At 55.9% G+C, this 12204-nt stretch carries 14 protein-coding genes; all 14 read left to right on the top strand.

The window, feature by feature from the left end:
• Positions 1-567 precede the first annotated feature (567 nt).
• Entirely contained in the window at positions 568-702 is a 135-nt protein-coding gene (gene rpmH, locus ACA079_RS32465) for a 50S ribosomal protein L34 (RefSeq protein ID WP_003213577.1), read from the top strand.
• Between the two features lie 16 nt (positions 703-718).
• Positions 719-1120 carry a ribonuclease P protein component gene (gene rnpA, locus ACA079_RS32460; RefSeq protein ID WP_031319201.1) on the top strand — a complete coding sequence of 134 codons (402 nt, stop codon included), beginning with the start codon at positions 719-721 and terminating at the stop codon, positions 1118-1120.
• Positions 1113-1358, top strand: coding sequence for a membrane protein insertion efficiency factor YidD (yidD, locus tag ACA079_RS32455; protein WP_074872215.1), 246 nt, complete (start codon positions 1113-1115; stop codon positions 1356-1358). The genes rnpA and yidD overlap by 8 nt, the downstream gene beginning before the upstream one ends.
• Before the next feature lie 2 nt (positions 1359-1360).
• Entirely contained in the window at positions 1361-3046 is a 1686-nt protein-coding gene (gene yidC, locus ACA079_RS32450) for a membrane protein insertase YidC (protein ID WP_497702166.1), read from the top strand.
• A 79-nt stretch (positions 3047-3125) separates the two neighbouring features.
• Positions 3126-4496, top strand: a complete 1371-nt coding sequence (gene mnmE, locus ACA079_RS32445) for a tRNA uridine-5-carboxymethylaminomethyl(34) synthesis GTPase MnmE (protein WP_497702165.1) — start codon at positions 3126-3128, stop codon at positions 4494-4496.
• A 552-nt stretch (positions 4497-5048) separates the two neighbouring features.
• Complete coding sequence (gene mnmG, locus ACA079_RS32440) at positions 5049-6947, top strand: tRNA uridine-5-carboxymethylaminomethyl(34) synthesis enzyme MnmG (protein WP_134421082.1); 1899 nt, start codon at positions 5049-5051, stop codon at positions 6945-6947.
• Complete coding sequence (gene rsmG, locus ACA079_RS32435) at positions 6944-7588, top strand: 16S rRNA (guanine(527)-N(7))-methyltransferase RsmG (RefSeq protein WP_033059687.1); 645 nt, start codon at positions 6944-6946, stop codon at positions 7586-7588. Before mnmG ends, rsmG begins: the two co-directional genes overlap by 4 nt.
• Positions 7589-7606: 18 nt before the next feature.
• The gene (locus ACA079_RS32430) at positions 7607-8404 is read left to right on the top strand and encodes a ParA family protein (RefSeq protein WP_008155709.1); all 798 of its coding nucleotides are present in this window, start codon (positions 7607-7609) and stop codon (positions 8402-8404) included.
• 9 nt (positions 8405-8413) lie between these two features.
• Positions 8414-9286, top strand: a complete 873-nt coding sequence (locus ACA079_RS32425) for a ParB/RepB/Spo0J family partition protein (RefSeq protein ID WP_008027541.1) — start codon at positions 8414-8416, stop codon at positions 9284-9286.
• Positions 9287-9434: 148 nt separating this feature from the next.
• Positions 9435-9842: a F0F1 ATP synthase subunit I gene (locus ACA079_RS32420; RefSeq protein ID WP_007948092.1), complete on the top strand. Its 408-nt coding sequence runs from the start codon at positions 9435-9437 to the stop codon at positions 9840-9842.
• A gap of 16 nt (positions 9843-9858) precedes the next feature.
• Entirely contained in the window at positions 9859-10728 is an 870-nt protein-coding gene (atpB, locus tag ACA079_RS32415; RefSeq protein WP_347803508.1) for a F0F1 ATP synthase subunit A, read from the top strand.
• A 133-nt stretch (positions 10729-10861) separates the two neighbouring features.
• Positions 10862-11119 (top strand): F0F1 ATP synthase subunit C, encoded by a 258-nt coding sequence (gene atpE, locus ACA079_RS32410; protein WP_002555987.1) that lies wholly within the window; start codon positions 10862-10864, stop codon positions 11117-11119.
• A gap of 56 nt (positions 11120-11175) precedes the next feature.
• Positions 11176-11646, top strand: a complete 471-nt coding sequence (locus tag ACA079_RS32405) for a F0F1 ATP synthase subunit B (RefSeq protein WP_008027535.1) — start codon at positions 11176-11178, stop codon at positions 11644-11646.
• 12 nt (positions 11647-11658) lie between these two features.
• Complete coding sequence (locus ACA079_RS32400) at positions 11659-12195, top strand: F0F1 ATP synthase subunit delta (RefSeq protein WP_150642177.1); 537 nt, start codon at positions 11659-11661, stop codon at positions 12193-12195.
• Positions 12196-12204 lie beyond the last annotated feature (9 nt).

Here is a 12204-nt window from a genome sequence, read left to right as displayed (position 1 = left end):
GGATATCCCCTAAGTTGAAAGCCGGTGAGGCAAAAACAAGCGGCCATTGTAGCCGACCAAGCCCCGACTTATCCACACGAAGGTTGTTCACCATCCATGAAGAATCAGCGATTTATACGAAAAAAAGACGACCAGCGGTCTGTGCATAAGCTCTGTGGATAACCGGGTCTAAGGTCGTTGTACAAGTGGGGGGGAAACTCGGTGGATAACCACCCTGTGGATAAGTGTCCCTTTCACACACAGCTTATCCGACAGCGCAGCACAGGCTTACCACCGTTTTCCACCGTACTTGTCATTCTCTGTACATCACGACTTTAAAGGGCTAATGGCAGTTATCCACAGATGATCGTGCCCCTAGCTTTTATAAGCTTTACAGAAAAGCTTTAAATACTTTCTTTCTTAATTTCTATATCTAGCCAAGGAGCTCGGCAGGAAAAACCTCTGGAGATCTATTTATAAGGAAACGCTGGTTGGAAATTGACCTAGAGGCTTGCTTTCTCTAGAATCCCCGGTCTCTTAAAACGGGGGCCATTCCGGCCCGTTGTGGACGAACCAGGTAACACGACAATGAAACGTACTTTCCAACCAAGCACTATCAAACGCGCTCGTACCCACGGTTTCCGTGCTCGCATGGCTACCAAAAACGGTCGCGCCGTCCTGTCGCGTCGTCGCGCCAAAGGTCGTGCGCGTCTGGCAGTTTGATAATCCGGCACTGGAGGTGAGTCAGGACTTCAGTCGGGAAAAGCGTCTGCTTACTCCCCGGCATTTCAAGGCAGTCTTTGACTCCCCTACCGGCAAGGTTCCGGGGAAAAATCTCCTGCTCCTTGCGCGCAACAACGATCTTGATCACCCCCGTCTCGGGCTGGTTATCGGGAAAAAGAGCGTAAAGCTCTCCGTCGAGCGCAATCGCCTCAAACGTCTGATGCGCGAATCGTTCCGTCTGAACCAGGACTCACTGGCCGGCTGGGACATCGTTATCGTCGCGCGCAAAGGTTTGGGTGACGTAGAAAACCCCGAATTGATTCAGCATTTCGGCAAACTCTGGAAGCGTCTGGCACGCAGCACGCCAGTACCAGCAGTTAAAACCGAAACTGTAGGGGTAGACAGTCCCGATGCGTAAACTGGCACTCGTTCCGATCCAGTTTTATCGCTATGCCATTAGTCCTCTGATGGCCAGTCACTGTCGTTTCTACCCCAGTTGTTCCTGCTACGCGTATGAAGCCATAGAAAATCATGGCCTTCTGCGCGGTGGCTGGCTGGCCTTTCGTCGTTTAGGTCGCTGTCATCCGTGGAATCCCGGTGGTTATGACCCGGTTCCATCTATCCCTACCTCCCGTTCTTCTTCGATGGCCGAGTAATCATGGATATCAAACGCACGATCCTGATCGTCGCCCTGGCAATCGTGTCCTACGTTATGGTTCTTAAATGGAACCAGGACTATGGCCAGGCTGCCCTGCCGACTCAGAATGTTGCTTCCAGTACTACCGCACCGGGCCTACCGGATACGGCGACTGGCAATAATGCTTCTGTCAGTGACGACATTCCACGCGCCGCAAGCGATACCAGTGCAACTGCACCTGCTGAAACTCCAGTAGCTGCAAACAAAGACCTCATCCAGATCAAAACGGATGTGCTCAACCTGGCAATCGATCCACAAGGTGGTGATGTTGCGCAGTTGACGCTGCCGCTGTATCCACGTCGCCAGGACCATCCGGAAATTCCATTCCAGTTGTTCGATAACGGCAACGAGCGGACTTATCTGGCCCAGAGCGGTCTGATCGGCACCAACGGTCCGGACGCCAGTCCTGCCGGCCGTCCGGTTTACTCCTCGGAGAAGAAGATTTACCAACTGGCTGACGGTCAGGACCAATTGGTCGCAGACCTGAAGTTCAGCAAGGACGGCGTCAACTACATCAAGCGTTTCACCCTGAAACGTGGCCTGTATGACGTAACCGTTTCCTACCTGATCGATAACCAGAGTGCTCAGCCCTGGTCCGGTGCAATGTTCGCGCAATTGAAGCGTGACGCCAGCTCCGATCCTTCTTCCAGCACTGCCACCGGCACCGCGACTTACCTGGGCGCCGCCCTGTGGACAAGTAACGAGCCGTACAAGAAAGTGTCCATGAAGGACATGGACAAGGCTCAGCTGAAAGAAGCCGTTAACGGTGGTTGGGTTGCATGGTTGCAGCATTACTTCGTGACCGCGTGGATTCCGGCGAAAGGCGAGAACAACCTCGTCCAGACCCGTAAAGACAGCAAAGGCAACTACATCATCGGCTACACCGCTCCGGCAATGACTGTCGCGGCAGGTGCAAAAGCCGAGACCAGTGCCGTTCTGTATGCCGGTCCGAAAAGTCAGGCCGTGCTGAAAGAGTTGTCCCCAGGTCTGGAACTGACCGTCGACTACGGCATTCTGTGGTTCATTGCCCAGCCAATCTTCTGGCTGCTGCAACACATCCACGCGCTGGTCGGTAACTGGGGCTGGTCGATCATCTTCCTGACCATGCTGATCAAGGGGATCTTCTTCCCGCTGTCGGCTGCCAGCTACAAATCCATGGCGCGCATGCGTGCAGTGGCACCGAAACTGGCCGCGCTGAAAGAGCAACATGGCGACGACCGGCAGAAGATGTCGCAATCCATGATGGAGCTGTACAAGAAAGAGAAGATCAATCCGCTGGGTGGTTGCTTGCCAATCCTCGTGCAGATGCCGGTTTTCCTTTCGCTGTACTGGGTTCTGCTGGAAAGCGTTGAAATGCGCCAAGCGCCGTTCATGCTGTGGATTACTGACCTGTCGATCAAGGATCCGTTCTTCATTCTGCCGATCATCATGGGTGCAACCATGTTCATCCAGCAGCAGCTGAACCCGACTCCTCCGGATCCGATGCAGGCCAAGGTGATGAAGCTGATGCCAATCATCTTCACCTTCTTCTTCCTGTGGTTCCCGGCTGGTCTGGTGCTGTACTGGGTAGTGAACAACTGCCTGTCGATCGCCCAACAGTGGTACATCACTCGTAAGATCGAAGCGGCTACCAAAGCAGCTGCCTGATTTACACTGTGGATAACCACTCAAAACGCCCCCTAGTGGGGCGTTTTGCTATCTGTCACTTTTGTCTGGATAACGGTTTATGAGCGTTCCTCGTGAAACCATCGCCGCCGTCGCCACCGCTCAAGGTCGCGGCGGAGTGGGCATCGTCCGTATTTCCGGGCCGCTGGCGAGTGTTGCGGCCAAGGCGTTCAGCGGTCGTGAACTCAAGCCAAGGTTTGCCCACTACGGCCCGTTCCTCAGTGAAAACGATGAGGTGCTGGATCAAGGCATCGCCCTGTATTTTCCGGGACCGAACTCGTTCACCGGCGAAGATGTGCTGGAACTCCAGGGCCACGGCGGTCCGATAGTTCTGGATATGCTGCTCAAGCGTTGCCTGGAACTAGGCTGTCGGTTGGCCAGGCCGGGTGAATTCAGCGAGCGCGCGTTCCTCAATGACAAACTCGACCTGGCTCAGGCCGAGGCTATCGCTGACTTGATCGAAGCAAGTTCTGCACAGGCTGCGCGAAATGCCCTGCGTTCCTTGCAGGGTGCATTCTCCGAGCGTGTGCATAACCTCACCGAGCAATTGATTGGCCTGCGCATCTATGTCGAAGCGGCGATCGACTTCCCTGAAGAAGAAATCGACTTCCTCGCCGATGGTCACGTACTGAGCATGCTCGACAAAGTGCGTGACGAGTTATCCACCGTACTACGCGAAGCCGGGCAGGGTGCCTTGCTGCGTGACGGGATGACCGTGGTGATCGCCGGCCGGCCGAATGCCGGTAAATCCAGCCTGTTGAATGCACTGGCCGGTCGTGAAGCCGCGATCGTCACCGAGATCGCCGGCACCACCCGGGACATTCTTCGTGAACATATCCACATCGATGGTATGCCGCTGCACGTGGTCGACACCGCAGGTCTGCGAGATACCGACGACCAGGTAGAAAAAATCGGTGTCGAACGGGCTCTGAAAGCGATCGGCGAGGCTGATCGCGTCCTGTTGGTGGTCGATGCTACGGCTCCTGAGGCACTTGATCCGTTCGCGTTATGGCCTGAATTTCTGGAAATCCGTCCCGATCCAGCGAAAGTCACGCTGATCCGAAACAAGGCTGACCTCACTGGCGAAGCCATTGCCCTGGAAGTCAGCGAGGATGGCCACGTCACTATCAGCCTGAGCGCCAAATCTGCAGGTGAAGGGCTGGAATTGCTGCGTGACCATCTCAAGGCCTGCATGGGCTACGAACAGACCTCGGAGAGCAGCTTCAGCGCTCGCAGGCGTCACCTGGATGCGTTGCGTCATGCCAGTGCCTCCCTCGAGCATGGCCGTGCGCAGCTGACCCTGGCCGGTGCCGGTGAACTGCTGGCCGAGGATTTGCGACAAGCCCAACACGCTTTGGGTGAAATCACCGGCGCATTCAGCTCCGATGACTTGCTGGGACGGATCTTTTCCAGCTTCTGCATCGGTAAATAATCTTCCCCGTTGTCCACAGACAGGCCATTCGTGCCTGTCTGTTCCCTCCTTTTTCTCGAATTCTCTTCCAGTGCTGAGCAGATTCTTTCTGCTTGAGCGGATTTCCCGTGCCCTGGATTTGCTTATTCAGCAGTTTTCTGTGGATTAAGCCCTGTGAATAACTGCCTCTAAGGGCAGTTGATAACAGGGCCTCAAAACTGAAGATAACCGCCCCTGTGGATAAGCACCCCTTTCATCCACAGGCTTAAACCGGTTATCCAAGGGCCTCCTTGGCACATGACCACAGGGTTTTGAATCTCTGTACATATTGAATATAAAGGCCTGTAGAGATCTATCCACAGAAATGTGCCTCAGTAGAAATAAACATAAAAACAAAGATTTAATAAATTTCTTTCTTTTTAATTTCTATAACCGCGACTTCTCCACAGCTGGTTAAATTTTGTGCAAAGGGTTCTTTAGGAAGGGCGAAGTCCCTATACTTGCCGACCAGGTCCAAAAACCTGAGCTCAAACTATTCCTGATTACCTAACTGAAGCAGGCACGAGGTGCGTGGTGGATTTCCCTTCCCGTTTTGAAGTGATCGTCATCGGCGGCGGTCATGCCGGTACCGAGGCAGCACTGGCCTCAGCACGCATGGGTGCAAAAACCCTGTTGCTGACGCATAACGTGGAAACCCTCGGTGCCATGAGTTGCAACCCCGCTATCGGTGGGATCGGCAAAAGCCATCTGGTCAAGGAAATCGATGCCCTCGGCGGCGCGATGGCCATGGCTACCGACAAAGGTGGTATTCAATTTCGCGTATTGAACAGCCGCAAAGGCCCGGCCGTGCGGGCAACCCGCGCTCAGGCTGACCGGGTTCTGTACAAGGCAGCTGTCCGCGAAATCCTTGAAAACCAGCCGAACCTGTGGATATTTCAACAGGCCGCCGACGACCTGATCGTCGAGCAGGAACAAGTGCGCGGTGTTGTCACCCAAATGGGCCTGCGTTTCTTCGCGGACTCCGTGGTGTTGACCACTGGCACCTTCCTCGGTGGACTTATCCACATCGGCCTGCAGAATTTTTCCGGTGGCCGTGCCGGTGATCCACCGTCGATCGCCCTGGCTCACCGTTTGCGTGAATTGCCATTGCGCGTCGGTCGCCTGAAAACCGGGACACCGCCGCGTATCGACGGTCGTTCTGTGGATTTCTCGGTGATGACCGAGCAAGCAGGCGATACCCCGATCCCGGTGATGTCGTTCATGGGTTCCAAAGAACAGCACCCGAAACAGGTCAGTTGCTGGATTACCCATACCAACGCCCGTACCCACGAGATCATCGCGGCGAACCTCGACCGTTCGCCGATGTATTCCGACGCAGGGTTGATCGAAGGTATCGGGCCGCGTTACTGCCCGTCGATCGAAGACAAGATCCATCGCTTTGCCGACAAGGAAAGCCATCAGGTTTTCATCGAACCGGAAGGCCTGACGACCAACGAGCTGTACCCGAACGGGATATCCACATCCCTGCCGTTCGACGTGCAACTGCAGATCGTGCAATCGATCCGCGGCATGGAAAACGCGCACATCGTTCGTCCGGGTTACGCCATCGAATACGATTACTTCGACCCGCGTGACCTGAAGTACAACCTGGAAACCAAAGTCATCGGCGGTCTGTTTTTCGCCGGGCAAATCAACGGCACCACCGGGTACGAAGAAGCCGGCGCCCAGGGTTTGCTGGCCGGGGCCAACGCTGCACTGCGTGCACAGGGCAAAGATGCCTGGTGCCCGCGTCGCGACGAGGCTTACATCGGAGTGTTGGTCGACGACCTGATTACTCTCGGTACCCAGGAACCGTATCGGATGTTCACGTCCCGAGCCGAATACCGCCTGATCCTGCGCGAAGACAACGCCGACCTGCGCTTGACCGAAAAAGGTCGCGAACTGGGTCTGGTGGATGATGCGCGCTGGGCTGCGTTCTGCACCAAACGCGAAAGCATCACGCTCGAAGAGCAACGCCTGAAAAGTACTTGGGTTCGCCCAGGCACCGAGCAAGGCGATGCGATTTCCGAGAAGTTCGGCACGCCGCTGACCCACGAATACAACTTGCTCAATCTGCTGAGCCGTCCGGAAATCGACTACGCTGGTCTGATTGCCGTGACCGGTGGCGGCGCAGAAGATCCACAAGTCGCCGAGCAGGTTGAAATCAAGACCAAATACGCCGGTTACATCGATCGTCAGCAGGATGAAATCGCTCGCCTGCGGGCCAGCGAAGACACAAAACTGCCTGTGGATATCGATTACACGAATATTTCCGGTCTCTCCAAAGAGATTCAGAGCAAGCTCGGTGCGACCCGTCCAGAGACTTTGGGCCAGGCATCGCGTATCCCGGGTGTGACGCCGGCAGCGATTTCGCTGTTGATGATTCATTTGAAAAAACGCGGCGCGGGCCGTCAGTTGGAGCAAAGCGCTTGAGTTCGTTGGTCACCTCGCAACACGCAGAAGAGTTATCCACAGGTGCTCGCCAGCTCGGTGTCACGCTGACAGAAACCCAGCACGCGCAGCTGCTGGGTTATCTGGCCCTGTTGATAAAATGGAACAAGGCTTACAACCTGACTGCCGTACGCGATCCGGATGAAATGGTTTCCCGTCACTTGCTCGATAGTTTGAGCGTGATGTCGTTCGTCGAAAACGGTCGCTGGCTGGACGTTGGCAGCGGTGGCGGCATGCCGGGTATTCCGTTGGCCATCCTGTTTCCAGAGTCCCAAGTGACCTGCCTGGACAGCAACGGCAAGAAAACCCGCTTCCTGACTCAGGTCAAACTCGAACTCAAACTGGATAACCTGCAAGTTATCCACAGCCGCGTCGAAGCTTTTCAGCCTGATCAGCCATTCAACGGGATCATTTCCCGGGCGTTCAGCAGCATGGAGAACTTCAGCAACTGGACTCGCCACCTCGGCGACACCGAAACACGTTGGCTGGCAATGAAGGGCGTTCATCCCGCCGATGAGCTGGTAGCATTGCCGGCAGACTTCCACCTCGATAGCGAACACGCCCTGGCCGTACCCGGTTGCCAAGGCCAACGCCATCTGCTGATACTGCGCCGCACGGCATGATTGGGAACACAAGCAAGAATGGCTAAGGTATTCGCGATAGCGAACCAAAAGGGCGGTGTGGGCAAGACCACCACCTGTATCAACCTCGCAGCTTCCCTGGTCGCTACCAAGCGTCGGGTGCTGTTGATCGATCTCGATCCACAGGGCAACGCCACCATGGGTAGCGGTGTGGATAAACACGGCCTGGAAAACTCGGTCTACGACCTGCTGATCGGCGAATGCGATCTGGCCCAGGCCATGCACTACTCCGAGCACGGTGGTTACCAACTGCTGCCGGCCAACCGCGACCTGACCGCGGCCGAAGTGGTTCTGCTGGAAATGCAGATGAAGGAAAGCCGTCTGCGCAGTGCGTTGGCGCCGATCCGTGAAAACTACGATTACATTTTGATCGACTGCCCGCCGTCGCTGTCGATGCTGACGCTGAACGCTTTGGTCGCCGCTGATGGGGTGATTATCCCCATGCAGTGCGAGTACTTCGCGCTCGAAGGCTTGAGCGACCTTGTGGATAACATCAAGCGCATCGCTGAGTTGCTGAACCCGAACCTGAAAGTCGAAGGCCTGTTGCGGACCATGTATGACCCGCGCCTGAGCCTGATGAACGATGTTTCGGCGCAGCTCAAGGAACACTTCGGCGAGCAGCTCTACGACACGGTGATTCCGCGCAACATCCGCCTGGCTGAAGCACCAAGCTATGGCATGCCGGCGCTGGCGTACGACAAATCATCGCGGGGCGCCATTGCCTATCTGGCATTGGCGGGCGAGATGGTTCGTCGTCAACGCAAAAACTCACGCACTGCCGCTGCTCAGGCAACTTAAGGAATCCCCATGGCCGTCAAGAAACGAGGTCTCGGACGTGGACTGGATGCACTGCTGAGTGGTCCGACTGTCAGCTCGCTGGAAGAACAAGCGGTGCAGGCTGATCAGCGTGAGCTGCAGCACCTGCCCCTGGACCTGATCCAGCGCGGCAAGTACCAGCCGCGCCGGGATATGGATCCCCAGGCGCTGGAAGAGCTGGCGCAGTCGATCAAGGCTCAGGGCGTGATGCAGCCCATCGTGGTTCGTCCGATTGGCAGCGGTCGCTTCGAAATCATCGCCGGTGAACGCCGCTGGCGCGCCAGCCAGCAGGCTGGCCAGGAAACCATCCCGGCGATGGTTCGTGATGTACCGGATGAAACTGCGATCGCCATGGCGCTGATTGAGAACATCCAGCGCGAAGACCTCAATCCGATCGAAGAAGCGGTGGCTTTGCAGCGTTTGCAGCAGGAATTCCAGCTGACGCAGCAACAAGTGGCCGAAGCCGTGGGCAAATCCCGCGTGACCGTGGCCAACCTGCTACGCTTGATCGCGTTGCCGGAAGTCATCAAAACCATGCTGTCCCACGGCGACCTGGAAATGGGTCATGCCCGTGCTTTGCTCGGTTTACCGGAAAATCAACAGGTTGAAGGGGCGCGACACGTTGTCGCACGGGGGCTGACTGTACGCCAGACTGAAGCACTGGTTCGCCAGTGGTTGAGTGGTAAACAGGAACCTGCTGAACCGGTAAAGCCGGACCCGGATATTGCTCGACTCGAACAGCGTCTGGCTGAGCGCCTAGGCTCTGCGGTGCAGATCCGACACGGGAAAAAGGGGAAGGGGCAGTTGGTGATCGGTTACAACTCCCTCGATGAGCTTCAAGGTGTGCTTGCACACATTCGCTGAAACATTTCCTCATGTAGCGTGCAGTCGGAAATCACTACCTGACAGTTGAATAGGGGCAGAACCGCCCCTATACTCTGCGCGCATTTTGTCGGCACAAATTATGCCAAGTTATTGAATTCTGGCAGCCGATCATTGGGGAGCAAAAACGATGGAGAGCCGCACGCCAAACCGCTTGCCGTTCCATCGCCTGGCAGTTTTTCCGGTCCTACTGGCTCAATTTGTCGTTTTGGTACTGGCCGCTTTGGCGCTCTGGTACTGGCATGGAGTCGTAGCCGGGTACTCAGGACTCTGCGGAGGCCTGATAGCCTTGCTACCCAATGTTTATTTCGCTCACAGGGCATTTCGGTTTTCCGGCGCCCGAGCAGCTCAAGCCATCGTCCGGTCTTTTTATGCCGGCGAGGCGGGCAAACTAATTTTGACGGCAGTGCTCTTTGCATTGACGTTTGCAGGTGTGAAGCCATTGGCGCCGCTAGCTGTATTCGGCGTCTTCGTGTTGACCCAACTGGTCAGCTGGTTCGCGCCCCTGCTGATGAGAACAAGACTTTCGAGACCTTAGGGCGTTTGAGGCAACCATGGCAGAGACAACCGCTTCGGGCTATATCCAGCACCACTTGCAGAACCTGACCTTCGGTCAGCACCCAACTGGCGGGTGGGGTTTTGCCCACACCGCAGCAGAAGCCAAAGAAATGGGCTTCTGGGCTTTCCACGTCGATACTCTCGGCTGGTCGGTCGCGTTGGGTCTGATCTTCGTTCTTCTTTTCCGCATGGCGGCAAAGAAGGCGACTTCCGGTCAGCCTGGTGCTTTGCAGAACTTCGTTGAAGTATTGGTCGAATTCGTCGATGGCAGCGTGAAAGACAGCTTCCATGGCCGTAGTCCAGTGATTGCACCGCTGGCACTGACCATCTTCGTCTGGGTCTTCCTGATGAACGCCGTCGACCTGATCCCGGTCGACTGGATTCCTCAGCTGGCCATCCTGATCACTGGCGATTCGCACATTCCGTTCCGTGCCGTATCGACCACTGACCCGAACGCTACCCTGGGCATGGCCCTGTCGGTGTTCGCGTTGATCATTTTCTACAGCATCAAGGTCAAGGGCATCGGCGGCTTCATCGGCGAACTGACCCTGCACCCTTTCGGCAGCAAGAACATCTTTCTTCAAGCCCTGCTGATCCCGGTGAACTTCCTGCTGGAGTTCGTGACACTGATCGCCAAGCCAATCTCTCTGGCACTGCGTCTGTTCGGCAACATGTACGCCGGCGAGCTGGTCTTCATTCTGATCGCTGTGATGTTCGGCAGTGGTCTGCTCTGGCTTAGCGGCCTGGGCGTAGTTCTGCAGTGGGCGTGGGCTGTGTTCCACATCCTGATCATCACCCTGCAGGCGTTTATCTTCATGATGCTGACCATCGTTTACCTGTCGATGGCGCACGAAGAGAACCATTAAGACCAGTCTCGACTAGTCTGATGTCCCACTCGGTCAAACGAGTGGGTGCCCGAACAGGGCTATGAAACGATTTGTTTTACCGCTTTAAAATCTAAAAAACCTAAACCATACGACGTAAAAGTCGGGAGGAAAGATGGAAACTGTAGTTGGTCTAACCGCTATCGCTGTTGCACTGTTGATCGGCCTGGGCGCACTGGGTACCGCAATTGGTTTCGGCCTGTTGGGTGGCAAGTTCCTGGAAGGCGCAGCGCGTCAGCCAGAGATGGTTCCAATGCTGCAAGTCAAAATGTTCATCGTTGCCGGTCTGCTCGACGCCGTAACCATGATCGGTGTTGGTATCGCTCTGTTCTTCACCTTCGCGAACCCATTCGTTGGTCAACTCGCTGGCTAATCACTCGAACCTTCGAGTGATTGGTTTGATGTGCAACGAACGAGCGAGGTGTTGGCGTGAACATTAATGCAACCCTGATTGGCCAGTCCGTTGCGTTCTTCATTTTTGTACTGTTTTGCATGAAGTTCGTGTGGCCTCCGGTCATCGCGGCTTTGCACGAACGTCAGAAGAAGATCGCGGATGGACTGGACGCTGCCGCCCGAGCAGCTCGCGACCTGGAGTTGGCCCAAGATAAAGCGGGTCAACAACTGCGCGAAGCTAAAGCTCAGGCAGCCGAAATCATTGAGCAAGCCAAGAAACGCGGTAATCAGATCGTCGAAGAGGCTGTTGAAAAAGCCCGTATCGACGCTGACCGTGTGAAGGTTCAGGCTCAGGCCGAGATCGAGCAGGAACTGAACAGTGTCAAAGACGCGCTGCGTGCCCAATTGGGTGCTCTGGCCGTTGGCGGCGCCGAGAAGATCCTGGGTGCCACAATCGATCAAAACGCGCACGCGGAGCTGGTTAACAAACTGGCTGCTGAAATTTAAGCGAGGGCGATCATGGCAGAATTGACCACGTTGGCCCGACCTTACGCTAAGGCAGCCTTCGAGCACGCCCAGTCCCACAAGCAGCTGGCCTCTTGGTCAGCCATGCTCGGCCTGGCTGCAGCAGTGTCGCAAGACGACACTATGCAGCGCGTGCTCAAGGCCCCGCGACTGACGAGCGCAGATAAGGCCACCACGTTTATCGACGTGTGTGGCGACAAGTTTGATGTGAAGGTACAGAACTTCATTCACGTCGTTGCCGAAAACGACCGTCTCCCGCTTTTGCCGGAGATCGCCGCTCTGTTTGACCTGTACAAGGCCGAACAAGAGAAATCGGTAGACGTGGACGTAACCAGTGCTTTCGCATTGAACCAAGAACAGCAAGACAAACTCGCCAAGGTTCTCAGTGCACGACTCAACCGGGAAGTGCGCCTGCAAGTTGCGGAGGACGCTGCCCTGATTGGTGGTGTCATCATCCGCGCCGGCGACCTGGTAATCGATGGCTCGATTCGCGGCAAACTCGCGAACCTTGCCGAAGCATTGAAATCTTGAGTTTGAAGG

The sequence above is a fragment of the Pseudomonas sp. LBUM1645 genome (assembly GCF_059716185.1).
This window is presented reverse-complemented; position numbering and strand designations above follow the sequence as displayed.

Coding starts and splice junctions, on each gene's coding strand:
- rpmH (WP_003213577.1), top strand. CDS start 568: ATGAAACGTACTTTCCAACCAAGCACTATCAAACGCGCTCGTACCCAC.
- atpE (WP_002555987.1), top strand. CDS start 10,862: ATGGAAACTGTAGTTGGTCTAACCGCTATCGCTGTTGCACTGTTGATC.
- yidC (WP_497702166.1), top strand. CDS start 1,361: ATGGATATCAAACGCACGATCCTGATCGTCGCCCTGGCAATCGTGTCC.
- mnmE (WP_497702165.1), top strand. CDS start 3,126: ATGAGCGTTCCTCGTGAAACCATCGCCGCCGTCGCCACCGCTCAAGGT.
- ACA079_RS32420 (WP_007948092.1), top strand. CDS start 9,435: ATGGAGAGCCGCACGCCAAACCGCTTGCCGTTCCATCGCCTGGCAGTT.
- ACA079_RS32425 (WP_008027541.1), top strand. CDS start 8,414: ATGGCCGTCAAGAAACGAGGTCTCGGACGTGGACTGGATGCACTGCTG.
- ACA079_RS32430 (WP_008155709.1), top strand. CDS start 7,607: ATGGCTAAGGTATTCGCGATAGCGAACCAAAAGGGCGGTGTGGGCAAG.
- ACA079_RS32400 (WP_150642177.1), top strand. CDS start 11,659: ATGGCAGAATTGACCACGTTGGCCCGACCTTACGCTAAGGCAGCCTTC.
- yidD (WP_074872215.1), top strand. CDS start 1,113: ATGCGTAAACTGGCACTCGTTCCGATCCAGTTTTATCGCTATGCCATT.
- atpB (WP_347803508.1), top strand. CDS start 9,859: ATGGCAGAGACAACCGCTTCGGGCTATATCCAGCACCACTTGCAGAAC.